This is a genomic window from Pseudoclavibacter chungangensis (assembly GCF_013410545.1).
Lineage (GTDB): Bacteria > Actinomycetota > Actinomycetes > Actinomycetales > Microbacteriaceae > Pseudoclavibacter > Pseudoclavibacter chungangensis.
In genome coordinates this window covers 112,948-137,688 of record NZ_JACCFV010000001.1, presented here as the reverse complement: position 1 = coordinate 137,688, position 24,741 = coordinate 112,948, and the positions used below count along the sequence as shown (strand labels likewise).

24 protein-coding genes are annotated in these 24,741 nt (G+C 68.3%); 19 read left to right on the top strand and 5 right to left on the bottom strand.

What is annotated here, in order from left to right; translation table 11 throughout:
• Nucleotides 1-168 precede the first annotated feature (168 nt).
• The 6 genes from HNR16_RS00590 to HNR16_RS00565 all read left to right on the top strand — a co-directional run bounded on the left by HNR16_RS00590 (nucleotide 169) and on the right by HNR16_RS00565 (nucleotide 10,430).
• On the top strand, nucleotides 169-1,626 hold the full coding sequence (locus HNR16_RS00590) for a class I SAM-dependent DNA methyltransferase (RefSeq protein WP_158039075.1): 1,458 nt from the start codon (nucleotides 169-171) through the stop codon (nucleotides 1,624-1,626).
• Nucleotides 1,623-2,777, top strand: a complete 1,155-nt coding sequence (locus tag HNR16_RS00585) for a restriction endonuclease subunit S (RefSeq protein ID WP_158039074.1) — start codon at nucleotides 1,623-1,625, stop codon at nucleotides 2,775-2,777. Before HNR16_RS00590 ends, HNR16_RS00585 begins: the two co-directional genes overlap by 4 nt.
• 1 nt (nucleotide 2,778) lies before the next feature.
• A complete protein-coding gene (locus HNR16_RS00580) occupies nucleotides 2,779-3,726 on the top strand; it encodes a restriction endonuclease (protein WP_225737723.1) in 948 nt (315 codons plus the stop codon).
• An 11-nt stretch (nucleotides 3,727-3,737) separates the two neighbouring features.
• Nucleotides 3,738-7,121, top strand: coding sequence for a DEAD/DEAH box helicase family protein (locus HNR16_RS00575; RefSeq protein WP_158039073.1), 3,384 nt, complete (start codon nucleotides 3,738-3,740; stop codon nucleotides 7,119-7,121).
• A 387-nt stretch (nucleotides 7,122-7,508) separates the two neighbouring features.
• Nucleotides 7,509-8,012 (top strand): DUF6461 domain-containing protein, encoded by a 504-nt coding sequence (locus HNR16_RS00570; protein WP_158039072.1) that lies wholly within the window; start codon nucleotides 7,509-7,511, stop codon nucleotides 8,010-8,012.
• Between the two features lie 690 nt (nucleotides 8,013-8,702).
• Nucleotides 8,703-10,430, top strand: a complete 1,728-nt coding sequence (locus HNR16_RS00565) for an HNH endonuclease signature motif containing protein (RefSeq protein ID WP_179558031.1) — start codon at nucleotides 8,703-8,705, stop codon at nucleotides 10,428-10,430.
• Between the two features lie 406 nt (nucleotides 10,431-10,836).
• Here HNR16_RS00565 and HNR16_RS00560 read toward each other — a convergent pair whose 3' ends face one another.
• Together HNR16_RS00560 and HNR16_RS00555 are read right to left on the bottom strand one after the other, a co-directional pair.
• Nucleotides 10,837-11,265 carry an HD domain-containing protein gene (locus HNR16_RS00560; protein ID WP_158041503.1) on the bottom strand — a complete coding sequence of 143 codons (429 nt, stop codon included), beginning with the start codon at nucleotides 11,263-11,265 and terminating at the stop codon, nucleotides 10,837-10,839.
• Between the two features lie 306 nt (nucleotides 11,266-11,571).
• On the bottom strand, nucleotides 11,572-12,243 hold the full coding sequence (locus HNR16_RS00555; protein ID WP_158041504.1) for a DUF4386 domain-containing protein: 672 nt from the start codon (nucleotides 12,241-12,243) through the stop codon (nucleotides 11,572-11,574).
• A 120-nt stretch (nucleotides 12,244-12,363) separates the two neighbouring features.
• Here HNR16_RS00555 and HNR16_RS00550 point away from each other — a divergent pair, with 120 nt between their 5' ends.
• Together HNR16_RS00550 and HNR16_RS00545 are read left to right on the top strand one after the other, a co-directional pair.
• On the top strand, nucleotides 12,364-13,311 hold the full coding sequence (locus tag HNR16_RS00550; RefSeq protein WP_179558030.1) for a TetR/AcrR family transcriptional regulator: 948 nt from the start codon (nucleotides 12,364-12,366) through the stop codon (nucleotides 13,309-13,311).
• 40 nt (nucleotides 13,312-13,351) lie between these two features.
• On the top strand, nucleotides 13,352-13,714 hold the full coding sequence (locus HNR16_RS00545) for a hypothetical protein (protein WP_158041505.1): 363 nt from the start codon (nucleotides 13,352-13,354) through the stop codon (nucleotides 13,712-13,714).
• Between the two features lie 208 nt (nucleotides 13,715-13,922).
• Here HNR16_RS00545 and HNR16_RS00540 read toward each other — a convergent pair whose 3' ends face one another.
• The gene (locus HNR16_RS00540; protein ID WP_158041506.1) at nucleotides 13,923-14,522 is read right to left on the bottom strand and encodes a dihydrofolate reductase family protein; all 600 of its coding nucleotides are present in this window, start codon (nucleotides 14,520-14,522) and stop codon (nucleotides 13,923-13,925) included.
• Nucleotides 14,523-14,656: 134 nt separating this feature from the next.
• Here HNR16_RS00540 and HNR16_RS00535 point away from each other — a divergent pair, with 134 nt between their 5' ends.
• The 11 genes from HNR16_RS00535 (at nucleotide 14,657) to HNR16_RS00485 (ending at nucleotide 22,863) form a co-directional block, all read left to right on the top strand.
• On the top strand, nucleotides 14,657-15,070 hold the full coding sequence (locus tag HNR16_RS00535; RefSeq protein WP_179558029.1) for a Fur family transcriptional regulator: 414 nt from the start codon (nucleotides 14,657-14,659) through the stop codon (nucleotides 15,068-15,070).
• Nucleotides 15,071-15,179: 109 nt separating this feature from the next.
• Nucleotides 15,180-15,428 carry a YgaP-like transmembrane domain gene (locus HNR16_RS00530; RefSeq protein WP_158041508.1) on the top strand — a complete coding sequence of 83 codons (249 nt, stop codon included), beginning with the start codon at nucleotides 15,180-15,182 and terminating at the stop codon, nucleotides 15,426-15,428.
• Nucleotides 15,429-15,582: 154 nt separating this feature from the next.
• A complete protein-coding gene (locus HNR16_RS00525) occupies nucleotides 15,583-16,068 on the top strand; it encodes a DUF2004 domain-containing protein (protein WP_179558028.1) in 486 nt (161 codons plus the stop codon).
• Nucleotides 16,069-16,356: 288 nt separating this feature from the next.
• Entirely contained in the window at nucleotides 16,357-16,611 is a 255-nt protein-coding gene (locus HNR16_RS00520) for a thioredoxin family protein (protein ID WP_179558027.1), read from the top strand.
• Between the two features lie 93 nt (nucleotides 16,612-16,704).
• Nucleotides 16,705-17,247: a DUF4395 domain-containing protein gene (locus HNR16_RS00515; RefSeq protein ID WP_158041511.1), complete on the top strand. Its 543-nt coding sequence runs from the start codon at nucleotides 16,705-16,707 to the stop codon at nucleotides 17,245-17,247.
• Nucleotides 17,248-17,344: 97 nt separating this feature from the next.
• Nucleotides 17,345-18,130: a 2-oxo-hept-4-ene-1,7-dioate hydratase gene (gene hpaH, locus HNR16_RS00510; RefSeq protein WP_158041512.1), complete on the top strand. Its 786-nt coding sequence runs from the start codon at nucleotides 17,345-17,347 to the stop codon at nucleotides 18,128-18,130.
• Nucleotides 18,115-18,933: an HpcH/HpaI aldolase family protein gene (locus HNR16_RS00505; RefSeq protein ID WP_158041513.1), complete on the top strand. Its 819-nt coding sequence runs from the start codon at nucleotides 18,115-18,117 to the stop codon at nucleotides 18,931-18,933. The genes hpaH and HNR16_RS00505 overlap by 16 nt, the downstream gene beginning before the upstream one ends.
• 446 nt (nucleotides 18,934-19,379) lie before the next feature.
• Nucleotides 19,380-20,072 carry a YceI family protein gene (locus HNR16_RS00500; protein WP_158041514.1) on the top strand — a complete coding sequence of 231 codons (693 nt, stop codon included), beginning with the start codon at nucleotides 19,380-19,382 and terminating at the stop codon, nucleotides 20,070-20,072.
• Nucleotides 20,073-20,278: 206 nt separating this feature from the next.
• Nucleotides 20,279-20,668 carry a hypothetical protein gene (locus HNR16_RS00495; protein WP_158041515.1) on the top strand — a complete coding sequence of 130 codons (390 nt, stop codon included), beginning with the start codon at nucleotides 20,279-20,281 and terminating at the stop codon, nucleotides 20,666-20,668.
• On the top strand, nucleotides 20,586-21,104 hold the full coding sequence (locus HNR16_RS00490; protein ID WP_158041516.1) for an RES domain-containing protein: 519 nt from the start codon (nucleotides 20,586-20,588) through the stop codon (nucleotides 21,102-21,104). The genes HNR16_RS00495 and HNR16_RS00490 overlap by 83 nt, the downstream gene beginning before the upstream one ends.
• A gap of 334 nt (nucleotides 21,105-21,438) precedes the next feature.
• A complete protein-coding gene (locus HNR16_RS00485; protein WP_158041517.1) occupies nucleotides 21,439-22,863 on the top strand; it encodes an SMI1/KNR4 family protein in 1,425 nt (474 codons plus the stop codon).
• A 66-nt stretch (nucleotides 22,864-22,929) separates the two neighbouring features.
• On the opposite strand, the gene HNR16_RS00480 is transcribed toward HNR16_RS00485, so the two are convergent.
• Together HNR16_RS00480 and HNR16_RS00475 are read right to left on the bottom strand one after the other, a co-directional pair.
• A complete protein-coding gene (locus tag HNR16_RS00480; RefSeq protein WP_158041518.1) occupies nucleotides 22,930-23,754 on the bottom strand; it encodes a CPBP family intramembrane glutamic endopeptidase in 825 nt (274 codons plus the stop codon).
• A gap of 41 nt (nucleotides 23,755-23,795) precedes the next feature.
• Nucleotides 23,796-24,653, bottom strand: a complete 858-nt coding sequence (locus HNR16_RS00475) for a low temperature requirement protein A (protein ID WP_218868348.1) — start codon at nucleotides 24,651-24,653, stop codon at nucleotides 23,796-23,798.
• Nucleotides 24,654-24,741 lie beyond the last annotated feature (88 nt).

Sequence of the window (24,741 nt, the reverse complement as noted above, 5' to 3'; positions counted from 1 at the left end):
AGCTCGGCGAGGCGGCGGGACACGGCGTGCACGTCAGCGGTCATGCCTCCAGCATGGGCTCGATTCAGGGTGACGACAACGAACCGCCAACATCTGTGGAGAACTGACGGCACGCGGGCCCACCGGGTGGGACGGACGACACCGACCGACATCACTAGAGTTGCGCGTGTGATCACCGGTGACGTCAAGAACAAGATCGACCGCGTCTGGGACGCGTTCTGGTCGGGCGGTATCAGCAATCCGCTCGAGGTGATCGAGCAGATCACCTACCTGCTGTTCCTCCGCCGCCTCGACGATCTGCAGACCCTCGCCGAGCGCAAGGCACGCGTGACGGGCCGGTTGGAGGGCGCGGTGTTCACGCCGGAGGAGGCGCCGCTGCGCTGGTCGGAGCTCAAGAACCTGGGGCCCGACCTCATGTTCGAGACGATGAGTTCGGCGGTGTTCCCGTTCCTGCGCCGCTCGGTCGACGACGGCTCGGCGGTCTCGGCGCACCTGCGTGACGCTCGCTTCACGATCCCGAACGCCGCACTGCTGTCGAAAGTCGTCGACCTACTCGACGAGGTGCCGATGGACGACCGCGACATGAACGGCGACCTCTACGAGTACCTGCTGTCGAAGATCGCGGTCTCTGGTGTGAACGGCCAGTTCCGCACGCCGCGGCACATCATCGAGCTGATGGTCGAGATGATGGCGCCGAAGCCGACAGACAAGATCTGCGACCCGGCGTGCGGCACGGCCGGCTTCCTCGTGGCGGCGAGCGAGTACGTGCGTTCGACGAATTCGTCTGCGCTGCTCGACCGCGAACAGCGCGAGCACTTCCATCACTCGATGTTCCACGGCTACGACTTCGATTCGACGATGCTGCGCATCGGCAGCATGAACATGCTGATGCACGGCGTCGACGCCCCGGACATCCGGTACCGCGACTCGCTCTCGGAGGGCGCGAGCGAGGACGCGAACAGGTACTCGCTGATCCTCGCGAACCCACCGTTCGCGGGCTCGCTCGACTACGAATCGACGAGCACGACCCTGCAGCAAGTCGTCAAGACGAAAAAGACTGAACTGCTGTTCCTGGCCCTGTTCCTCGAGTTGCTCGAGAACGGCGGGCGGGCGGCCGTGATCGTGCCCGACGGGGTGCTGTTCGGCTCCTCGAAAGCGCACAAGGAGCTGCGTCGCCTGATCGTCGAGGACCACAAGCTCGACGCCGTCGTGAAGCTGCCGAGCGGCGTGTTCAAGCCGTACGCGGGCGTCTCGACCGCGATCCTGTTCTTCACGAAGACCAACATGGGCGGCACCGGCGAGGTGTGGTTCTACGACGTGCGGGCCGATGGCTACTCACTCGACGACAAGCGCACCCCGATCGAGGCGAACGATCTGCCCGACGTGCTCGCCCGATGGCCATCCCGCGAGACGAGCGAACGCGAGCGGGCACGCACCGAGCAGTCGTTCACAGTGTCGAAGGACGAGATCGTGGCACAGGGCTACGACCTCTCCCTCAACCGCTACAAGGAGGTCGTGTACGACGAGATCGAGCACCGCCCCCCGCTCGACATCATCGCCGACATCCAAGCCCTCGAAGCCGAGATCGCGAAGGGCCTCGACGAGCTGAAGGCGATGCTGTCGTGACGACTCTCGGCGACGTCCTTGAGTTCAGTGGCCGACCCGAGCGAATCATCTCCCCCCAAGACGAGACATTCGTCACAGTCCGACTCAACTGCGGGGGAGCTGTTAAACGAACAATCGGTGCCGGCAAAACGCCGGTAAGTTTCACAGGATATCGAGTCAAGCCCGGCCAGTTCATCTACTCGCGCATCGATGCAAGGAATGGTGCATTCGCCCTCGTTCCGCAAGACTTGGGAGATGCGGTCGTCAGTAAAGACTTCCCCGTCTTCGACCTGGATCTAGGCCGAATCAACTCCAGCTACTTGATGCACTTCTTCAAGTCTGGACAACTTCAAAAACACATTCAGTCACAGAGCCTCGGGGCAACGAACAGGCAACGCATCAGTGAGGATCGTTTCCTTTCATTTCCAATTCAGCTTCCAGCTCTCGACGAACAACGGCGGATCGCCGCGATCCTCGACCACGCCGACGGCTTGCGCACCAGGCGTCACCAGGCCCTCGCCCACCTCGACACCCTCACCCAATCGATCTTCCACGACATGTTCGGCGATCCCGCCACTTGGCCCAACCGATGGACAATTGACCAAATTGGAAGCCTAGCCGAGTCCGTCAATTACGGGACATCGAGCAAGGCTGGCCAGGAGGGCAAATGGCCCATCCTCCGGATGGGAAACATTTCCCCCTCAGGCCGGATATCCACCGCGGACCTCAAGTATCTTGACCTTCCCTCGAATGAGGTAGAAAGGTTCTCCGTTCGCCCTGGTGACATACTTTTCAACCGAACCAACAGCCCGGACCTTGTTGGAAAAACTGCAGTCGTACGCACCAATGAGCGGTTTGCCTACGCAGGTTACCTTATTCGCCTCCGCACCAACACGCGAGCAAATCCAGAGTTCATATCTGGATACCTGAACAGCCCCCACGGAAAGAGCACATTGCGGGGCATGTGCAAATCGATCATCGGCCAAGCCAATATCAACGCTAAAGAATTGCAATCCATACGAATAGCCGTTCCACCGCGTGACTTGCAGGATCAGTGGGAGAGCGTTGTCACTAAGCTTGAGGCGAAGCGGAACCTCCTATTGAAGTCGGAGTCAACAGCCGACTCACTCTTCCAAGCGCTCCAGTCACGCGCATTCCGCGGGGAGCTGTGACGTGAGCGAGGCCAGTACCGACTCGGCCGTGCCGATCTGGCCGCTGTTCGTTCGGCCCGTTCTCGTCGTGCTGTCCGACGGCGCCACCCGCAGTCGGCGCGATCTCATCGAACTCGTCCTCGACGAGGTGGGCCTCAGCGAAGCGGATCGAGCCGAGGCGCTCGAATCGGGTACGCCCCGAGCCGCGCACCGAATCGGTTGGACACTGTCGCACCTGACCAAAGCGGGATGGATCGACCGCGTCTCGCGCGCCCACTACGCGATCACGGCAACCGGACGGGCCTGGCTCGACACCAATCCGGAGGGCATCCGCGACTTCAGCACCGCGCACCGCGTGTTCCATCCGTTCTGGCCCACGAAGACGTCGACGCAGCAGCCGGCCGCACCGATCGCCCCCGTCGGAGTGGCGACCGAGACTGAGACCGAGACCGGCGTCGACCCCCTCGAACAGATCGAGGACGGCGTCGCGCGCATCAAGGCCGACATCGCCGCCGAGCTCCTCGAACGGCTCCGCACGAGCGCGCCCGCATTCTTCGAACAGGCCGTCATCGACGTGCTCATCGCCATGGGCTACGGCGGCGCAGAGGGCCGGGGGAAGCACATCGGCGGGTCGGCCGACGGTGGCGTCGACGGTGTCATCGACCAGGACGCCCTCGGACTCGACCAGATCTACGTGCAGGCCAAACGCTACGCCGACGGCAACACCGTCGGCCGTGAGGCGATCCAGGCGTTCATCGGCGCGCTGCACGGCTTCGGTGCCTCACGGGGCGTTTTCATCACCTCGAGCACCTTCACGCGCGGCGCGATCGAGTACGCCACGAACGTCGCAACGCGCGTCGTGTTGATCGACGGCACACGCCTCGCCGAACTCATGATCAAATACCGGGTGGGCGTGCAAGTGCAACGCCGCTACGACGTCGTCGAGATCGACGAGGACTTCTTCGAATAGGAGCCGACCGCATGGGCAACTTCGACTTCGTGAAGACCACGATCCCGAGCGTGCACGAGGACTGCGCTCGCGCGGAGTCGTACCTCCTCTCCGACCCCCGCTCGGCGTGCGTCTACTCGCGGCGAGCGATCGAAGTGCTCGTGGGCCACCTCTACGAGGTACGCCGCGTCCCCTACCCCTACAAGCGTGACCTCGCGGCGATGACCAATGACGCCGGATTCAAACGAATCACGGGCACCGGGATCTCCACCAAGCTGAACCTCATCCGCCTCGTCGGCAACCGTGCCGTCCATGACGACAGCTCGAAACCCGTTCCGCCGAGCGACGCGCGATCGGTGCTCAGCGAGCTCTTCCACGTCATGGTGTGGGCCGCATTCCACCATTCCCCCAACCCCTCTGCCGCACCGACCGCCAGCCAATTCGACCCCGCGCTCGCCGCAAAGGCAGCCCCGCTCTCACGAGCCGAGGTCGCCAAGCTCGCCGCCAAGTTCAAACAGCAGGACGAGGCCCACGCCCGGGCCCTCGCCGAACGCGAGGCGCAGCACGCCGCCGAGGTCGCCGAGCTCACGGCTCAGATCGCCGCCGCCCAGGCGGCGAACACCGCGGCCGGTATCCGCGACACCCACGACTACGGCGAGGCCGACACCCGGCGCAACTACATCGACCAAGCGCTGCTTCCCGAGGCGGACTGGGCGCGCAGCGACGCCGCCCACCCCGCCGACGCCTACTCCGTCGAGCACAAGGTCACCGGCATGCCGACCTCGAGCGGCAAGGGCTACATCGACTATGTGCTGTGGGGCGCCGACGGGCTCCCGCTCGCGGTCATCGAGGCGAAGCGGTCGGCGTCGAGCGTCGACGTCGGCCAGCAACAGGCACAGCTCTACGCCGACCGACTCGAACAGCTCACCGGTCGCCGCCCCGTCATCTACTTCACGAACGGCCACGAACTGCGCCTGTGGGACGACGCGGGCGGTTACCCGCCGCGCACCGTGCTCGGCCTGCACACGAGCGACGAACTCGAACTGCTCATCCAACGTCGCCGCACGGCGAAACCGCTCGCCGACGTCCCCATCAACACCGCCGTCGCCGGCCGCCCCTATCAACAGCGTGCGATCCGCGCCGTCGATGCCGCGTTCACGTCGAAACAGCGGCAGGCCCTACTCGTCATGGCGACCGGCGCAGGCAAGACACGCACCGTCGTCGCACTCGTCGACCAGCTCATGCAGGCGGGCTGGGTCAAGCGCGTGCTCTTCCTCGCCGACCGCACCGCACTCGTCACCCAGGCGGCGAACGCGTTCAAGGCGCACCTCCCCTCGGCGCCAACCGTCAACCTCGTGAGCGAACGCTCGGGCGACGGCCGAGTCTACGTCTCGACCTACCCGACGATGCTCAACCTCATCAACGACGTCGACGGCGAACGCGGGCGACGCTTCGGTCCCGGCTTCTTCGACCTCATCGTCGTCGACGAGGCGCACCGCTCGGTGTACGCCAAGTACGGCGCGATCTTCGAATGGTTCGACGGCCTGCTGCTCGGCCTCACCGCGACACCGAAGGACGAGGTCGACCACAACACGTATCGCCTCTTCCACCTCGAGGACGGCGTCCCCACCGACGCGTACAGCCTCGACGAAGCCATCGCCGACGGCTACCTCGTCCCGCCACGCGGCGTCTCGACCGGCACCTCGCTCCTCCGTCGCGGCGTTCGCTACGACGAACTCAACGACGACGAACGCGAGCAGTGGGACGAGCTCGACTGGGGCGACGAAACACCCGACGAGGTCTCCCCCGCCGAGATCAACCAGCGCCTCTTCAACGCCGCCACCGTCGACGCCGTGCTCGCGAAGCTCATGAGCGACGGGCACAAGGTCGCCGCGGGCGACCGCCTCGGCAAGACCATCGTCTTCGCCCGCAACCAGGCGCACGCCGACTTCATCCAAGACCGCTTCAACCACGGCTGGCCCGAGTACGCGGGCGAGTTCGCGCGCGTCATCACGCACGCCTCCTACGACGCGCAACACCTCATCGACGCCTTCAGCCGCCCCGACGCGTCACCGCACATCGCGATCTCGGTCGACATGCTCGACACCGGCATCGACGTGCCCGAGATCGTGAACCTCGTGTTCTTCAAGGCCGTGCACTCGAAGTCGAAGTTCTGGCAGATGATCGGCCGCGGCACACGCCTGCGTCCCGAGCTCTACGGGCCCGGCGAAGACAAGAAGGACTTCTTCGTCTTCGACTTCTGCGGCAACCTCGAGTACTTCAGCCAGGACCTTCCCGGTGCCGAGGGATCGACGCAGAAGTCGATCACGCAGCGACTCTTCGACGCGCGCCTGCGCCTCGTCACGGCCCTCGACGAACACGACGCGGAGCTCCGCACGGACACGATCACGCAACTCCACGCCGCCGTCGCAGGCATGAACACCGACAACGTGCTCGTCCGACCGCACCTGCCGTGGGTGGACCGGTACACCGACCGCGAGGCGTGGAACGAACTCACCACCCAGCAGGCGAGCGAGCTGAGTGAGCACGTGGCCGGTCTGCCGACGGCCGTCACCGACCCCGACGTCGACGCGAAGCGCTTCGACCTCGTCGTCCTCCGCCGACAGCTTGCACAACTCGAAGGCGACGCCAAGACGGCCGAGCGCATCCGCGCACAGGTGCAGGAGATCGCCGAGGCGCTACTCACGAAAACCACCATCCCGTCCGTTCGTGAGCAGGCGGAGCTCCTCGAACGGCTCGCCGGCGACGAGTGGTGGCAGGACGTGACGCTCGCCATGCTCGAGACGATGCGGCGACGCCTACGCGGCCTCGTGCGGCTCATCGAGAAGACCTCTCGGAAGCCCGTCTTCACCGACTTCGAGGACGATATCCACGAATCCACCGAGATCGACCTTCCGGCCATCACCCCCGGCATGGACTTCGCCCGCTTCCGCGCCAAAGCCACCGCGTACCTGCGCGCCCGCGAGGACGAGATGGTCCTGCAACGACTGCGCCGCAACCGCCAGCTCACGCCCGACGACCTCAGCGAACTCGAGTCCATGCTCATCGAGGCCGGCGCAGATGAACACGCGATCGAACGCGCGAACACCGAAGCGGGCGGGCTCGGCCTGTTCATCCGCTCGCTCGTCGGCCTCGATCGAGCCGCCGCGATGGAAGCGTTCACGGCGTTGCTCGACGAGCACACCTATTCGGCCGAACAGATCGACTTCGTGAAGCTCATCATCACCGAACTCACCGAACGAGGAGTCGTCGAGCCCGGACGACTCTACGAGTCGCCCTACACCGACCGCGCCACGCGAGGCCCCGATTTCTACTTCGCGGACATCGAGGTCGACGGCATCGTGTCAACACTCCAGAACATCAAACGAACAGCCTTACCGACCGAGGTCGCGTAGACGCGGCCGACGACGGGGCATTCGATACTCGGCCCGGCCGAGGCCTCGAGCGACACGCACCGGCTACACGGCCCAGCCGCGGAGCGGCACGCCCCGGGCCCGGGACGGCGAGCCGCATGCCCTGGTGGTCCGTGCCGGCCATTCGAGATGGCAGCCACGGTCGGTGCCGACGATGTGTCGCACTCCTGCGGAGGTGAGAAGAACAAGAGCGCTGTACTCCTCAGCCACCCGAAGTCACCACAGTCGCGACGGCCCGCGCGATCCGCCGGGAGCACCGGAGTCGCCACGAGATTCCCCCGCTCGTCCGGTCACGCACGAACGGCTGACGCGCGGCATCGCCTGTCATGCGCTCGCACGACCCACATGCCTTTGGCATGCTTCCGACCGATGGAACCGACGAAGCGTGTCCTCGACGATGCCGCGTGCATCACGATCGTCGCGGATGCCGACCTCGATCGAGTACTCGCCGCGTTCGGCGCGACATCGGACGAGTACGACCCCACAACGCTGTGGCCGGTCGACTGGCTCTGGCTCACCGACGATCCCGTGGGCGACTCGACAGACATGATCCACGTCGCGATCGCGGCACAGTTCGGTCGCTCCGTGGTCGTCGCCGAGCCGAACGGCTTCGTCGCCACCTTCGAATCCGTGCTCGCGGACGCATCTCGAGGCACAGTCGCGAGCTCGGTGTTCTGGAGCGTCAACCTCGTCACCCTGTTCCCGGTGGCCCGCGACGGCGTCCACCTCGGCGGATTCGGACCGGAGGAAACGATCGGTTCGGACCTCGCCGAGCTCGTCCCCGAGGTAGCCACCCCGGTCGGGTCGATCCTCGATGGAATCGAGCGTGCCTTCGACGTGCGGGCCGCCCTCACCGGCCTGCGGTTCACCTAACAGGTGTGGGAACAGATGCTCGCCACGGGAATCGGGCGCAGGCTCATTCCAGCTCGATGACGGTGCCCGAGCGGATTGTCCGTGGGCGAGCGAGCGTGGGTTGAACCGCGTGGGTTGAACGACGACGAGCCCGATTCCATCGCTGATCCGGTCCCCGGACAAGAGCCAGAGGCCAGCAGCCCACGGTGATGCCCGCAGGTGCTCGTGCCTGCCGGGTCTCGACGGCATCACCCGCTCGGTCCAGTCCGCCGATCGCATCGTCCGAGGGTGGTGGTGGGGTGTGGGTATGAACGACTACGAGCTCGACGGCGCCGCCGCGGCACCGGCCCCGGACGCAGCCCCGCTTCCCGCGGCCGGCGGTGACGCGCGCCGTCGATCGCGCTCGTGGTCGTGCATGCCACGTCCCGACGGCATCACCCGCTCGGTCCGTGCGGCCAATCGGATTGTCCGAGGGTTGCGATGGGGTGTGGGTGTGAACGATCACGAGCCCGACGGCATCGCTGCCGCACCGGCCCCGGACGCCGCCGCGCGTCCATCGGCCGGTCGCGAAGCGTGCCTTCGCGCGGTTCGTCGTCGAGGGAGTCGCCGTTCGATATCCCCGGTCCCGATTCCGTTCGCGCTCACGTTCCCAATCCCTATGCCGCTCCGTGGCCGGGTCGGATTGTCCGAGGGTGGTGATGGAGTGTGGGTATGAACGAACACGAGCCCGACGGCACCGCCGCCGCACCGGCCCCGGACGCGACCTCGCATCCGACGGCCGGCGGTGACGCGCGCCCGTCGGCTGGTGGTCACTCGCGCTCTCGGCCGCGTGGCCAGGCGACGCTCTCGCCGCACGTTGCGTTCATGATGCACCTGCAACACCTCGACGGCATCGGTGCCCACGACGAAGCCTTCGACCTGGCGCTCGACGCGATCCGCGCCGAGGACAAGCTCATCGCGAAAGCCGAAGCCCGCCGCGCCGAGCTGCTCGCATTCATCCACGAAGCGACCCTCGCCAGTGCTCGGGAAGAGCATCCCGGGAGTGATGACGCTGTGGTGACGGCGATGCGTGAACGCACCGCCCAGCTCGCGCTCGCGACCAGCCGGTCCGAGCCGGTCGTGTCGCGTGAACTCGGCGAGAGCCTCATGCTTCGCGACGCGTTCCCCACCACGGAAGGAATGCTCCGCGATGGGCACCTCTCCCTCGCGCACGTTCGCGTGATCCTCGCCGAAGGCAGGCGACTGCCCGACGACGAGGCGCGCAAAGCGTACGAACGAGCGGTGGTGGACGGGGCCTCGCGGGAGACGCCCGCCCGGCTGCGGGCTCGCGCGCGGCGAGCCGCGCAGACGCTCATGCGGGAGAGTCTCGACGAGCGCCACAAGATCGCTCGCGAGCAGCGCGGCGTGCGGGTCGTGCACGAGGACGACGGCATGAGCCGACTCGAAGCACACGTCCCCACCCTCCTCGGCGCGGCAATGCTCGACCGCCTCACCGAACAGGCCAAAGCCCTCACCGGGCCGGACGAACCTCGCACGCACGATCAGATCCGCGCGGACCTGCTGTGCGAACTCGTCCTCACCAGCGACCCCGCCGACGGGTGCGGGTCACCGCACGGCGCGGCCGGCGGCATCAACGCGCGCGTCGCGATCACGGTGCCCGTGCTGTCGCTCCTCGATGGTGGCGACGATCCCGCGCTGCTCGACGGGGTCGTGCCGGTGCCGGTGGAACAGGCGCGGGAACTCGCCTCGCGTGCACCGTCGTTCCTGCGGGTGCTGACCGATCCGATCACGGGCGTCGCTCGCGAGAGCGACACGCGCTTCCCGACGGCGGCGCAGCGCGAGTTCCTGCGCGTGCGCGACGGGCACTGCCGCTTCCCTGGCTGCACCCGCCCCGCCAGGCGGTGCGATATCGACCACACCATCGCGGTCACCGACGGCGGATCGTCCTCGCTCGGGAACATGGCGCACCTGTGCCGCCGACACCACACCTTCAAACACGCCACCCGCTGGCGAGTGGAACAGTGGGAGCCGGGACGGTTGATCTGGTTCGCGCCGAACGGCGACCGGTACAGCGACCGACCCGTTCCCATCGGGCCACGGTTCCGCCCCTCCTGGGCCTACCACGACGATGACGAGCACGACAGTCCACCCGGAACAGGCGACACCCAACCCGTCCCGGCGGGGCTGGTCCGTGCGCTCGATACCTCCGAATACGCGGTCTCACCGACCATCCGACCCGCGAACGATCCTCCGCCGACGGGCGTGGAGGACGAGTTCGACGTCGATCCCAACTCGCGTACGTTCACCGCGACGCTCCCACCCAGGCCATGGAGCGCCCAACACCGAGGAATCCGGCCAGGCCAGACCGGGACCGAGGCTGATGATGACGGCGACGCGTGGGCCGAAGCCGACGCCTGGAACGAGCCACCACCGTTCTGAAACGATTAGCTCCGAGATGAACAGCGCGGGGTGCTCCGGCGACTCGCGTGAGTCGTGGCGTCGTGGCGTCGTGGCTTCGGGCGTCGTGACTCCGGGCGTCGTGACTCCGGGCATTGTGACTCCGGGCGTTGTGGCCCAGCGGCGTCCCGGTGCCAGGTGCCCCGGTTCCGAGGCATTCTGGTTCCGAAGCCTTCCGGAGCCTGGTTCCGAAGCCCTCCGGAGCAAACACAGCCTGGATCGAGGCTGCCCCAGCTCCTCAGCGTTCCGTCACCCGCGCCCTGGCTTGATATGCATCGGATGGATTCTCGGCTTCCCGCCCGGACCAGGTGCTCGGCCGGCCACACCTCATCGGGGTGTCGGCTGCCACATGCGCGGCACGGGAGGCACACCGTCGTCGAGTCACGCGCTACGTGCCGAGTGCCGCTCTCGCCGCCGCATACTTCGCGGCCAGGCGGACACGGGTCGCCTCGTCGAGCTGAGCGACACGTTCCGGATCGCTGTTGTCGTCGATGTCCGCGAGTTTCACACGCAGCGCGATCGGGTCGCGCCGCGCGCGGGCATAGTACGCGTCGCGCGACTCGTCCGGGCGCTTCGTGAGCGCATCCACCGCGTCGACCACGACCGCAGGGAACGCTTCGCGCAACTCATCGAGCCCGACCCCGGTGTCCTCCACGACATCGTGCAACCACGCGACCGTCTCGAGGACGTCGTCGCCACGCACTCGAGCCGCGACCCGTGCAGGGTGCTCGATGTAGGCCTGCCCGACCTTGTCGACCTGCCCTTCGTGGGCCACGCGCGCAAGTTGTGCCGCACGTTCGCTCATCCGCCCCGTCATGCGTCCAACGTAGCGCGTGACCCGACGCGTAGCGGGAGAGGTTCCCGGCGCACCGACGGTCTGCCGCACCACATCCAGCACCTACCGGCCGCACCGAACCCCGCCGCGGCCCGCCCACCGTGCCGAGCAGCGCCCGGCTTCCACCCACCGCGCCGAACCGCGCCGGGGCCCACCCACCACGCCCGGAGGCACTGCGCGCCGAACCATCTCCAGTACCTGCCCCGAGCGCCGAAACATCGTGATCTCCCACCCTGCGCACCGGTCCATCCCGAACACCTACACGCCGCACCGGTCCTTCCCGATGACCTACCCGCCGTGTCGGAACGTCTCTCTGCCCCCGTCACCGTCCCGGACTCCTCGCACGAGGAGCCATGCGCCGAGCGAGAACTCCCACACCGCGATGGGGAGCGCGAGGAGACCCGCGAGCGCCCCGACCTGGTCGATCACGCCGACGAGCGTAAGCGTCACGGAGGCCATGAGGAGCGGCGCCCCGACCAATCCGATCACGGGGATTCCGCGCGGCACGAGCCGCCCACGGAGCAACACCGGCGCGAGGCAGAGCGCATTGATCGCCGGCACGAGCCCGGGCCCCAGCAGGAACAGCTCGTCGTGGAGCGCGACCACGATCGGTGCCGTCCCGTCCACCGCAAGCACACGCAGCGCCGCGACGCCGACCACGATGAGTGTCGCTTCGACGGTCCTCGCGGCCACGAACGCAACCGCTGCCATCGGACTGACGCGACCGACGATCGGGAACAGGGCGACCGCAGTGCCGACACACGCTGCCGCGAGGACGAGTTCGAGCACGCACGCGACCGCGAGTGCGATCGCACCGTCCGTCGACACCACGCGCCCGGGGTCGTCGAGCAGCGGCTGCTTCAGCAGGAGCGCAGGGATCGAGGTGGCGAAGGTCAACAGGTACAACGCTCCCGCGAGAGCGGCGAACCGCCGTCGAGGAGCCGTCGGTGTTCTGGACATCGAGTCCTCCAGACATCAAAGGTGTACACCGTACACTCAAGCACGTGTACATCGTACACTCACGTTTGCCCCGTGTGGGACCGATTCGGCGCGACGCATTCCGGGCATCATGGGAGCGACATGACGAACTCCGACGGCCGGCATCGCCAACGCGTCACTCGTGCGCTCGCCCTCCGCACGGCGATCCGCCTCGCCGATGCCGCGGGCATCGAGGCCGTGAGCATGCGCTCACTCGCCACCGAACTCGGTGTCGTACCGATGGCGCTCTACAAACACGTGGCCAATAAGGAGGACCTCCTCTCGGGCATGGTCGACAGCCTGCTCGACGAGCTCGGTTCGCGCTCGGGCCTCGAAGCGGAATCCGGATCCGGATTCACATCCCCTTCTGACGCCGACTCAGAGCTCGAATCCGGACCCGAACCAGAACCGTCATCCGCATCCGCATCCGCATCCGCGTCCGCATCCGCGTCCGCACCCGGTGCTCTGGCCGACCCTTCACACGCCACATCGGGCACAAACCTCCCGACGCAGCAGGGGATGGATCGGGCGGGCTGGCGACACGACGTCCGCGCGCGCATCCTCGATGCGAGGGCGCTCATCCTCCGTCATCCGTGGCTCCGGCGCGTGATCGAGACGCGCACAACCCGCACCGAAGCCGTCCTCCGACACATGGAGTCGCTCGTGTCCGCGATGCTCGCGGGGGGTCTCTCCCCCGAGCTCGCACACCACGGCATGCACGCGCTCGGTCACCGCATCTGGGGCTTCAACCCCGAGGCCTTCGACGGCCCCGACGCGCTCCCACTCCCCACCGATCTCGACGAACGTACCGCCGAGGTCGCGCGGCTCACGGCCTCGTACCCCGGCATCGCCGCGATCGCGGGGGCCGCGACCTCCGGCGACGACACCCGGCTCGACTCGGACTGCGACGAGGAGTTCGAATTCACGTTCGGACTGGACCTGCTGCTCGACGGTCTCGCGCGACGCGCGGCGGCGGACAGGAATGAGCGGACCGACGAGCCCACGATCCGACCGAGCACTCCTCGGAAAGGCCGTACTCGGCTCGGTTAGCATCGACACAATCGCACGCACCGATCCCCGGGGAGGGACCATGAAGGACTTCGCGATCGAGCAACTGGCCAAGCACGCGGACACGACACGCTTCGAATCGCTCGGCGACGGCGTCTACCGCGCCCTGCCGGGCCAGGAGCACCGGGTCGCCCTGTCCTTCACCTCCGAAGAGGGGGAAGGGCAGTACCCCCTCGAAGACCTCCTTGACGAGTACCTCATCCACGTCACCGAGGACGTCACGGACTTCCCGACCGAGAGCGATGCCGGGAAGCGCTTCGTGATCGAGTTCGGTGGCGACCTCGACGGCGTCCGCAAAGCCGCGGCCCTCGTCGGGAAGCGCGCCCGCAACGAACCGATCATCGAGGACGGCCAGGAGTACATCCGCTTCGTCATCGACGAGTGACCCGCGGGGCGGCCCCGGCGAGGGCCGCCCCGCTGTCACGCCCGTCTCGCTCCGCGGGCGACATCGACACGCAGCACACGCGCCGAACCCAACCCGCGCCGAACCGAGCCCGTGCCGATCCGATGCTTCGGCATGCCCGTGCCACAATGCGCCGGGCCACGCCGCGCCACGCCGGCACCGCACCACACCGGCTCGGCACCGACGCCATTCAGGCGTGCGCCGGACGCCCCCGAACGCCGTAGGTGAGGCCCAGGACACCGGTCGGGAACTCCTGGGCCTCGAGGAGCTCGAGCCCGAAGTCCGGACCTCGCTCGGGGAACACGCGCCGCCCTTCCCCGACGACGACGACGGGGAACTGGACCAGGTTCAGCTCGTCGACGAGTTCGTGCACCAGCAACCACTGCACGAGCGAGACCGACCCCACCACGAGCAGCTTCCCGCCCGGCCGGGCCTCGAGGTCACGCACTCGCTCGGCGACGTCGCCGGCGATGACCGTCGTACGCTCCCATGCCGGATCGCTCACGGTCGTCGAGACGAGGTACTTCGGTTTCGAGCTGATCGCCGTCCCGAAGCCTCCGTCGTCACGACGCGACCCCCAGTAGGACTCGAACACGCGGAACGTGCGCCTGCCGAGCAGGAACGCGTCCGGCCGCCGCCACGTGTCGAGGATGTACCGGGCCGCCTCCGCGTCACCGCGCCCCCGCGCCCACCCGCCGCGTGTGAACCCCGCATCCATCTCCTCGTTGTTCGCGCCGTTCGCCTGCGCGACACCGTCGAGCGTGATCTGCAGACTGATGGTGAGTTTCATGCCGCCTCCCCCACGTCAGGTCGCTTCCCCGGACGGTCAGCGATCCCCCATCCTCCCCCGCTTCCATGCGACTCACGCCGACTCGTGGGCACGACCGACTTGAGTTCGGCCCACAACGGTTCCAGAATCGACGCATGCCCACACTGCAGACGCGAACGGTGCTCGCGACCCTCGCACGGCTCGGGCACGCGAGCAATCTCGAACTCCACGACGCACTCGTCGACCAACTCCCCGACCTCTCCCTCCAGTCGGTGCACCGCATCACCGCGCGCCTGCTCGAGCGGGGCCAGATCGGCTCGGTCCCGAGCGACGGTCGCGGCGCGATCCTCGACACGAGACCCGAGCCACACGACCACTTCGTGTGCACGAAATGCGGCGGCATCGTCGACATCACGATCCCCCCATCGGCGCTCGACGCGATCCAGGCACAGCTCGGAACCCACCTCGCGAGCGACGGACTCGTCGTTCGCGGCACGTGCGCCGTCTGCCGCACGGCCGCGACGTCCCCCGCTACGCCGGCAGCCGAGTACCCTCCGAAAGATTCGTGAATTATTCGCGATTGTTAATTCTTCACCCTATGCTTTGAGTGACCCGACTGACCCGACCGTGATACGCGTCGCGGTCGCCCGTCACCACACCGCACGAACGGAACCACTCATGGCACTCGCACGATTCATGGCAACACCCTTCGGCCGCGGCCTGCGCATCGTCCTCGGACTCGCGCTCGTGACCTTCGGCGTCGTCCTCGCCCTGGCGAAGGCTCCCGTCCTCGCCCCGATCGCGCTCATCGCCGTCGGCGCGGTCCTCGCCGTCGTCGGCACGGCGAACGTGTGTCCGCTCGCCGTCCTCGTCGGTGGCCCGTTCGACGGCCGCAAGGTGCGCTCGGGCGAGGCCCGCACCCGCTGATCCCGCACACACGCCGGCGCCGACACACGCCTGCGTGCGGACCGCTCGTGGACACCCCGGCACGCGGCCGGGGTGTCCACGCCGCCGTCCGTGGTGTTCACTTGGACCGCGCGTCCGCATGGGACGCGCGCATCGCTTCCACGAAGGAGTTCCCGTGACATCACTCGAACACCCCTACTTCGTCGGCGTCGACGCCGAGCCGTCCGATCGCGTCGAGGTCGTCTGGGAGCGCTACCTCGAACTGAACGGCGAGAACCTCGCGGTGGCACTCTGGTCGCGACCCGGCGTCGCGGCCGACACCCCCACGCTCGACGCGTTCACTCGCCTCCTGGACGACCTCGGCACGATCGACGAGCGATCCCGTGAGGCCCTTCGCGATGCACTCACGGCCGATGCCGCCTACCTCGACCACCACGTCCAGGGCGTCGACCCACGGCCCGCGACCCTCGACCCGGATGCGCGAGAGATCGACGTCGACACGTTCGTCGCCGCCATGGAACCGACGGGCATCGACCTCCGCCCCGGCCCGGACGCGACCGCCGTGATCGAGTACATGATCGACCCCGACGAGGGGGACGAGGCGATGACCGTGACGTACACGCCCGCCGGCGACCGACTCGGCGTGGCCTGGGACCGCTGACGCAGCCCGCGCGCCCGGACCGAGCGGCGCCATGACGCAGGGATCCGCGCGGCGCGTCATGTGACGACACGACGCACGACGGCGGACGGTGCGCGACCTATCCTGACGGCGTGTCCCCCACCATCGCCCTCCTCGTGACCGGGATCTTCGTCGCGCTCGTGCTCGTCGTCGCACTCGTCCTGTCGCGTCGTCGCACGCGCGCGCACCGCGGGAGACGGCGAGGGCATCACGGAACGAATCGCCCCCGGCGACCTCGACGCCGACGCCTGGGGCACGCGAGCGACACTCGTGCAGTTCAGCACCGAGGTGTGCAGCCGCTGCCCGGGCACGCGACGTCTGCTGCACCGCGTCGCGGACACCCGTGACGGCGTCACCGTCCTCGACGTCGACGTCACCCACCGTCCCGACCTGGCGCGCCGCTTCACGCTGCGCGCCTCGCCGACCGTGCTCGTGCTCGACGCGGACGGCACACCCCGCAGCCGGTTCGACGGACCGCCGCAACCGGCCGACGTCGAACGCGAGCTGTCGCTCCTCGACGCCTGACCCGCTCCGGCACTCGAAGCCCAACCCCTCTCCTCGTCGGGCCCGCCCACACCTCGTCACTGACCCGCACCACGCGCCAGAACGGAACACGACATGAGCTCCACCGCACCGACGTCCACACCCCGCGGAATCGACCCGCGCGGCCCACGCTTCGCCGCCTGGATCACCTCCGCGCTCCTCGTCGTCGGCATCGTGCTCGCACTCACCGGGGTCGCCACGCGGACCGACGCCGGCCGCTTCGCGCTCCCGTCGACCCCGCTGCTCGAACGCGCGCTCGATCCGGGATTCCTGGTGCTCCTCGTCGTCGCGCTCCTGTTCGCCTGGTCGCTCGTGTCCCCGCGGACCCAGCCGTGGAGCGCCCTGTTCCGAACCGCGGTCGCACCACGACTCGCACCGCCGACCGAGTTGGAGGACCCACGTCCGCCGCGCTTCGCGCAGCTCGTGGGGCTGCTCGTCGTCGGTGTCGGCCTCCTGCTGCACCTCCTCGGCGTCCCGCTCGCCCTCCCGATCGCCGCCGGTGCCGCGTTCGCCGCTGCCTTCCTCAACGCCTCGATCGGCTTCTGCCTCGGCTGTGAGCTGTACCTGCTGCTCGTGCGCGCCGGACTGCTCGGCCGCGCCCGGCCCGGCACGGCCTGACCCGGCCGGAACGAAACGACCCGACCGGCGAGACACCGATGCACATCCGGCCGCTCGTGCAATGCGAGCGGCACGGACGATGCGGGACAATGCCCACATGCTCGAACCGCACGTCATCGAAGCCATCGCGAGCGAGCTCGCCGAGGCCGATCGCACGAAGACCGTCATCCCCCGCATCACCGCGCGCTACCCGGACGCGACCGTCGAGGACTCGTACGCGATCCAGGGCCTCTGGCGCGATCAGATGCTCGCCTCCGGGCGGACGCTCGTGGGCCGCAAGATCGGGCTCACCTCGAAGGCGATGCAGCAGGCGACGGGCATCTCCGAGCCCGACTACGGCGTCATGTTCGACGACACCGTCTACCAGAACGGTTCGGTCATCCCCCACGACGACTTCTCGAACGTCCGCATCGAGGTCGAGCTCGCGTTCGTGCTCAAGACCCCGCTCGAGGGGCCGGCCTGCTCACTCTTCGACGTGCTGCGCGCGACGGAGTACGTCACGCCGGCACTCGAGGTCCTCAACTCGCACATCGAGCTCGAGGGCCGCACGATCGTCGACACGATCTCGGACAACGCGGCCTACGGCGGCATGGTGCTCGGCGGCAACCCGATGCGACCCGACGAGATCGACCTGCGCTGGGTCTCGGCCCTCCTCTACCGCAACGAGACGATCGAGGAGACGGGTGTCGCTGCGGGCGTCCTCAACCACCCCGCGACCGGCGTCGCGTGGCTCGCGAACAAGTTCCACCAGCACGGCGCCCGACTCGAAGCGGGCGAGATCATCCTCGCGGGTTCCTTCACGCGGCCCATGTGGGTCTCGAAGGGCGACAGCGTCGTGTGCGACTACGGACGGATGGGGACGATCTCGTGCCGTTTCGTGTAGACCTGCCGCCCACGTTCGCCGATCGGCTGGACGACGCCGACCGACCGCTCATCGGCATGTGGGTGTGCTCGGGCAGCCCGCTCGTCGCCGAGATCTGCGCCGGATCGGGCCTCGACTGGTTGCTCATCGACGCAGAGCACGCACCGCTCGGGCTCGAGTCGATCCAGTTGCAGCTGCAGGCCGTCGCCGCCTACCCGATCACGCCCGTCGTGCGCGTACCCGTCGGTGACGCCGTCCTCATCAAGCAGTACCTCGACCTCGGCGCACAGAACCTGCTCGTCCCGATGGTGAACACGGCCGAGGAGGCCGCCGCGGCCGTCGCCGCGTCGCGCTACCCACCGCGCGGCGTGCGCGGTGTCGGCTCGGCACTCGCGCGCGGTGCCCGCTGGAACCGCGTCGAGGACTATCTCGCGCGCGCCCACGACCTCGTGTCCGTGACCGTGCAGATCGAGACCGCCGAGGCCGTCGCGAACGCCGAGGACATCGCCCGCACCGAGGGACTCGCCGGGATCTTCATCGGCCCGAGCGACCTCGCCGCCTCGATGGGTCTGCTCGGTCAGCAGGAGCACCCCGACGTCGTCGCATCGGTCGAACGGACGATCCGGGCCGCGAACACGCTCGGAGTCCCCGTCGGCGTCAATGCGTTCAACCCCGAGGTCGCCGACCGCTACCTCCTCGCGGGCGCCGATTTCGCGCTCGTGGGCGCCGACGTCGCCGTCGTCGCGCGCGCCGGTGAGGCGCTCGCGACACGCTTCATCCCGGCGACCGACGCGGACGACGGGCCGGCGCGGGCAAGCTACTGACGCCACGCGGGAGAACGGGCGTCGCGTCGGTCACGCGACGAACCGGTCGATGCGCGTGGCCGGTGGGTCCACCACCGCATCCGTCGGCGGCCCGCGACGCGCGCCTTCCGGCGCCCATCGACGATCACGGAGAATCATGCGCACCAACCCCATCGCCCTCATCGTCCTGCTCGTCGTCGGCGCGCTCCTCGTCGGTGCGCTCGTCCTCGTCGGCTTCGTGTTCGTCGGCATGGGCGGCTGACGGCACCATTCGAGCGTCGAGGCACCGGCGCCGGACCCGGCGACCGCACAGGCCATGTCACCGAACCGGCCCGGCGACAGCCCGGGACATCACGGACGTCACGGGCACTCCTGGCACGCGACATAGCCCACGCATAGGACCATCCGGAACACTTGTACCCGCAAGTGAAACTCGAAGTGCTGCACGCACCGTCGTCAGGAGTCCCATGCGGAAGAAGCCCCTCGTCATCATCGGCATCATCGCCGCGGCCGTCCTCGTGCTCGGCGCGGTCGGTGTCCTCATCGGCGTGAACGTGTACCGGAGCTCCGCGGCGGATGCCGAGAGCCCGGCACCGACCGTCGCCGCTGCGACCGCGACCGACGCGAGCGATGTCGATCTCGCCGGCGAGTGGACGGTCGCGAGCGGGAGCTATGCGGGCTATCGCGTCGACGAGGTGCTCAATGGCGGCGACGTGACCGTCACGGGCCGCACGGAGGACGTGACGGGCACCGTCTCGTCCGACGGGACGACGATCACGGCCGCCACGATCGTCGTCGATCTCACGACCGTCGCGACCGACAACGGCAATCGCGACGACTACTTCCGCGAGACCGCGCTGCAGACCGACACCTACCCCGAGGCGACGTTCACGCTGACCGAACCGATCACGGGCATCGAGTCGCTCGCGGACGGCGGGACGGTGACGGCGACGGTGACCGGCGAGCTCACGCTGCACGGGCAGACCGTGCCCGTCACGGCCGAGGTCGAGGCCGCCCTGAACGGCGAGCAGGTGCAGATCGCGGGCTCGGTGCCGATCACGTTCGCGGACTACGGCGTCGAGGCACCGAACCTCGGTTTCGTGCAGGTCGAACCGACCGGCTCGATCGAGTTCCTCGTCGCGCTCGACCGAGCGGCGTGAGGCCGCCACGCGCGTGACCGAACGTTCCGCACCGTCGTCGGTGCCCGGTTCCGGACGAGTACCGGCGTCGCACGTGCCCGAGACAACCGTGAACGCGCCCCGTGAACCGGGGAACCCATACGCCGTCCGGACATATTCGTGACACAATTCGGTCAACGTCACACACACCGGTTGACTCCTCACGAACACACCAAGGACACGAACCAATGGAGAGCCTTCAGCGCAACGCGACCACCCCGCCTGCTCGCACCGCCCACGACGCATCGGTCCGCCACCCGGCGGGCGACATCCTCCTGACGCTGACGCAGAACCTCGGACGCAAGGTCGTCGCTCATGCACTCAATGTCGACGAGCGCACCATCCGACGGTGGATCGAGAAGGCCGAATTCCGTCTCGCCGACGGGCCCGAGCGGGCACTCCGAAGCCTGTTCCTCTGCTACTCCACCATCGCGGGGGTCGACGACGGGCACGTCGCCAGGGCCTGGTTCATCGGCATGAATCCGAACCTGGACGATGAAACGCCCGTCGACGAGTTCCGCGCCGGACACGAACGCGATGTGCTCTCCGCTGCGAGAGCGTATGCAGAGCACGCCTGACGTTCGGGTCGCAGCACCTCCCGAGCGCCTCTTCCACGTCGGAAGGAAAGAGTACCCACTCCGATTCGCGGCGATCGATCCGCTCGAGGCCGCCCGTCCGCGGGCGGGGAGTCGTTTCGACGTGGTCGGGGCGGGCGTCCTCTACGCGGCATCGGAAGCGACGTGCGCGTACAAGGAGGTCATCCAACGCCTGCGCCCGGCACCCGGGGCTCGACGGTTCGCGGAGGAGGGCTACCTGAACGTCGGGAGCATTCCGGCATCCTGGCGCGATGCTCGCGTCCTGGTCGAGTTTCGCACCGTGGACGCACTGCCGTTCCTCGATGTGGAGCGCGATGCGACGCTGACGGTCCTCGCGGCGAACTCGCCGACGACCTCGCTCGACACGACCTCCCGAACCTCGACGCCTCCGCGTTTCGCAGCGGCAATCGACTCCTGACGCGATCGATCGCCGCGTGGGCGGACGCCGCAACCGACGAAACCGGTGCGCCACGGTACTCGGGCATTCGCTTCTGCTCGAAGTTCGAGAGCGGCGAATGTTGGGCGATCTTCGGCGGAACCGAGGTCCGTCACCAACGATCACATTCGATCGAGCGCAACACCCCCGAACTCCTGAAGGCCGCGAGCGACTTCGGCATCACCATCCACTGAGGGCGCCGCGCGCATGACCCCGCGGGACGTGGATTCTGCCACATCGCGCACATCCGCACCGCCGGTCCCATGCGCACCGCTCCCCATCGACGTCGGCAACCCGGGGAACGTACGGTGATCGTATGTCGGAGGACGCGCAGCTGGAACGGATCCGCGCCAAGCTCGAGCTTGCGCGGGAGTATCCGCGACGCTCCCGGATCGACGGTGCCGACGAGCACGAGTTCGCCCTCGGCCCCGTCGCGACCGAACCCAAGGTCGCGGCACTCGAGAAGTGTCTCGGCGTCTCGCTCCCCGCCGACTACCGACGCTTCGTGACGGAGATCGGCGACGGCGGTGCGTTCCCGACCGGCAGGCTCGCCGTACTGCCCGACGTGCGCGCAGGGGACGCCGAGCTCGACCTCGATCCGCCGCTCCCCGTCGACGACGCGCTCATCGGCCACCTGAAGGCCGAGTGCACCGCGACGCCGGACGACGACGAGTACGGCACGGGCGATGCCGACGCGACGAACGACGGCATCCTCCCGATCGCCGCGAACGGGTTCCGCTGGTCGGGCGGCAACTTCATCGGGCTCGTGCTCAACGGCCCGTACCGGGGCCGGCTCGCCGCCTGCCACCCGGGTGGTCTTCGTCAGCCGGTGTTCCTGTGGGAGGCGACGTTCCTCGACCAGTACGAGCGCTGGCTCGACGAGATCCTCGACGGGGACTACGCGCGCCTCGGCGGTGAGCACCTGCGCAGCACCGCGTGGTTCCGGCCCCGCGGCAGCGAGGAGGAACTGCTCGCCGGGTTCCTCGACGCCCCCGACGCACGCCAGGCCGAGGCCCACCTGCTCGCACTGCGCGACCTCGACGAGCTCTCGCCCACGACCCTCGCGACGCTCGCCCGCTCGTTGCACACGCACGAGGAGCAGGCACCGTCGCTCCTCGCGACCCTCGTGCAGCACGACAAGCGCCGCGCGGCCCCCCTCCTGCTGGACTGGCTGCTCGTCGACCTCACGGCCGTGTGCTCGGCGCTGTCCGGGTGCCCCGCGAGCTACATCGACGAGTTCGCGGACCTCATCGTCGAGCAGCTCATGGGGTCGCGCTTCGAGACGGCCGCCGAGGGGACGCGAGCGGTCGTCGCCGCGGAGTTCGCGCTCAAGGACTCGAGCGCGTCACTCGCCCGCCGCCTCGAAGGGTACGCGCGACACCGCAACGACGGCACGCGACTCGAAGCGATCCGGCTGCTGCGTCGCGTCTACCGCCCCACCGACTTCACGGGCGTCGTCGCGACGGCGTTCGAGGACCGCAACCCCGAGCACCTCGTCGCGCTCCTCGACGTCCTCAACGACCTCGTGTGGCGAGACGTCGCGCGCGAGCGCGAGATGGTGCCGCTCTACGTCGACGCGGCGAAGCAGCACGCGCGCCGGCTGCGCTGGCCGCTCACGCCCACCGACCAGGCCATGCTCGCGGGCCTCACCCGCATCCTCGCCCCGTTCGATCTGACGCCCATCCGGGCGCTCGACCTGACCGAGGACGAGATCGAACGGCTCGTCACGACACACGCCTGAACGCCGCGTTCCCGTGCCGCGCGGGCGGGAGGCCGGTCCGTCCGGAAGCGCCGGACGCACGGACGGTCAGACGAGGAAGATCGGCAACCAGCCCGGGTGATGGGCGTGCAACAGCGTGAGGAAGACGACGACGTCGAACAGCAGGTGCACGCAGATCACGTAGAGGAGTGACCCGGTCTTCGTGAACAACCACGCCTGCACGAGCGCGAACGGGATCGTCAGCAGCGGTCCCCACTCGCGGTACCCGAGCTCCCACAGGAACGACACGAACACGGTCGCCTGAAGGAGGTTCGCGATCCACATCGGGAAGTGCCGCCGGTAGAGCACGAACACCGTGCAGACGAAGAACAGCTCGTCCCAGATCCCCACGAACCCGACCCCGACGAACAACCGCGCGATCTCGCTCGGCGTCTCGACCGCGGGCCAGTTGAGGTAGGCACCCGAGGTGATGAAGTACCAGGGCAGCAACAGCCAGCCCAGCACGAGCACGGCGAGCAACCAGCCGCGTTCGAGCGTCGACCACGACCGTCCGCCGCGCAGCTCGAAGCGGATCGCGCGCTCCCGATAGCCCCACCTGCTGATCGCGTACGGCGCGAACACGGCCGCCGACAGCACGGTGCCGATGACGAGCATGTTGATCCAGCCGAGGTCGGCGCGCATCGAGTGGATGCTGACGATGCCCATGCCGACCGCGATCAGCAGCAGGTCCCTCGCGATCGGGCGATCGACGACGAACGCGAGCACGACGCCGACGACGAGCGGCACGTAGCCCCACGACGATTCCATCGCGAACAGGAGCACGGCCGAGCCGGACACGAGGACGGCGGGGAGGATGCCCCAGCGGAGCGTCGGTGGGTCGTCGAGCGTGATCGCCGGCTCAGCACTGCGCATTCAGACAGTCTGCCGGATCCGGCTGGACGCCCCCGCGGCGCTCAACCCTCGACGGCGCGATCCGATCGGCGCGAGATCTCGAGCGTCACGACGACCGCGACCATGAGCACGGCGGCCGTCGGGAGGGTGGCCTGCAGCCAGGCGGCGAGGACGAGCCCGCACGCGGCGATTCCCACGAGCGTGCCGAGGTGCTCGACGTGATCGACCGCGTCGACGACCGCGTTGGTCGACGCGAGCACCGACTCGCCGAGCACGATGAGGGTGAACAGGCCGGAGCGCTCCGCGATGTGCTCCGGGTGCCACGGCGTGCGACGCTGCCGCCGCTCCGCGACCACGGGCACGAGCAGCTCCAGTACGACGAGCGGCAGGAACACCCAGGGACGCAGCTCGCCCGGCAGCCAGAGCCACGCGACCCACAGCGCCTGCACGACGACGATGCCGACGGCATAGCTGAGCGCGGTCCGTCGATAGTCCGCCGATTGCGCCGCGGCGCGGAGCCACTGCGGCACGAGCGCGAGCCGCATGATGAGGTAGCCGACGACGAGCAGACGGAAATCGCCCTCGTTCATGGCCGCCGGTGCACCCGCCGCCATGACGAGCGCCCCGCCCATCTGCACGATCGTCATGAGCCGATAGAGCCAGTCGTCGACGTCGAACGAGGTCGCGAACCACGTGAAGTTCATCCAGGCCCACCAGATGGCGAAGAACACCATGAGATAGGCGATGACGCCGCCGAGGAGGTCGCCCGACGTCTCGTGGTGGTGGAGCTGCCCCGAGGCGAGCGACACCGCGACGACGAACACGAGGTCGAAGAACGCCTCGAGCGGGCTGGACGCGCGGTGCGGCTGGGCCGGGTCCCGCGGACGCATCGTCCTGAGTGCGAATCGTGTCGTCGTCATCCTGCGCCGCTCCTCGACGTCGTGCCGCTGCGCGGTGCCCGTTCACCGTCCGACGACGAAGCTACTCCTGCGCCGTCCGATCGTGTCC

Coding starts and splice junctions, on each gene's coding strand:
- HNR16_RS00495 (WP_158041515.1), top strand. CDS start 20,279: ATGGAGAGCCTTCAGCGCAACGCGACCACCCCGCCTGCTCGCACCGCC.
- HNR16_RS00530 (WP_158041508.1), top strand. CDS start 15,180: ATGGCACTCGCACGATTCATGGCAACACCCTTCGGCCGCGGCCTGCGC.
- HNR16_RS00570 (WP_158039072.1), top strand. CDS start 7,509: ATGGAACCGACGAAGCGTGTCCTCGACGATGCCGCGTGCATCACGATC.
- HNR16_RS00515 (WP_158041511.1), top strand. CDS start 16,705: ATGAGCTCCACCGCACCGACGTCCACACCCCGCGGAATCGACCCGCGC.
- HNR16_RS00560 (WP_158041503.1), bottom strand. CDS start 11,265: ATGACGGGGCGGATGAGCGAACGTGCGGCACAACTTGCGCGCGTGGCC.
- HNR16_RS00575 (WP_158039073.1), top strand. CDS start 3,738: ATGGGCAACTTCGACTTCGTGAAGACCACGATCCCGAGCGTGCACGAG.
- HNR16_RS00490 (WP_158041516.1), top strand. CDS start 20,586: ATGAAACGCCCGTCGACGAGTTCCGCGCCGGACACGAACGCGATGTGC.
- HNR16_RS00550 (WP_179558030.1), top strand. CDS start 12,364: ATGACGAACTCCGACGGCCGGCATCGCCAACGCGTCACTCGTGCGCTC.
- HNR16_RS00485 (WP_158041517.1), top strand. CDS start 21,439: ATGTCGGAGGACGCGCAGCTGGAACGGATCCGCGCCAAGCTCGAGCTT.
- HNR16_RS00555 (WP_158041504.1), bottom strand. CDS start 12,243: ATGTCCAGAACACCGACGGCTCCTCGACGGCGGTTCGCCGCTCTCGCG.
- HNR16_RS00475 (WP_218868348.1), bottom strand. CDS start 24,653: ATGACGACGACACGATTCGCACTCAGGACGATGCGTCCGCGGGACCCG.
- HNR16_RS00480 (WP_158041518.1), bottom strand. CDS start 23,754: ATGCGCAGTGCTGAGCCGGCGATCACGCTCGACGACCCACCGACGCTC.
- HNR16_RS00565 (WP_179558031.1), top strand. CDS start 8,703: ATGAACGAACACGAGCCCGACGGCACCGCCGCCGCACCGGCCCCGGAC.
- HNR16_RS00540 (WP_158041506.1), bottom strand. CDS start 14,522: ATGAAACTCACCATCAGTCTGCAGATCACGCTCGACGGTGTCGCGCAG.
- HNR16_RS00545 (WP_158041505.1), top strand. CDS start 13,352: ATGAAGGACTTCGCGATCGAGCAACTGGCCAAGCACGCGGACACGACA.
- HNR16_RS00500 (WP_158041514.1), top strand. CDS start 19,380: ATGCGGAAGAAGCCCCTCGTCATCATCGGCATCATCGCCGCGGCCGTC.
- hpaH (WP_158041512.1), top strand. CDS start 17,345: ATGCTCGAACCGCACGTCATCGAAGCCATCGCGAGCGAGCTCGCCGAG.
- HNR16_RS00535 (WP_179558029.1), top strand. CDS start 14,657: ATGCCCACACTGCAGACGCGAACGGTGCTCGCGACCCTCGCACGGCTC.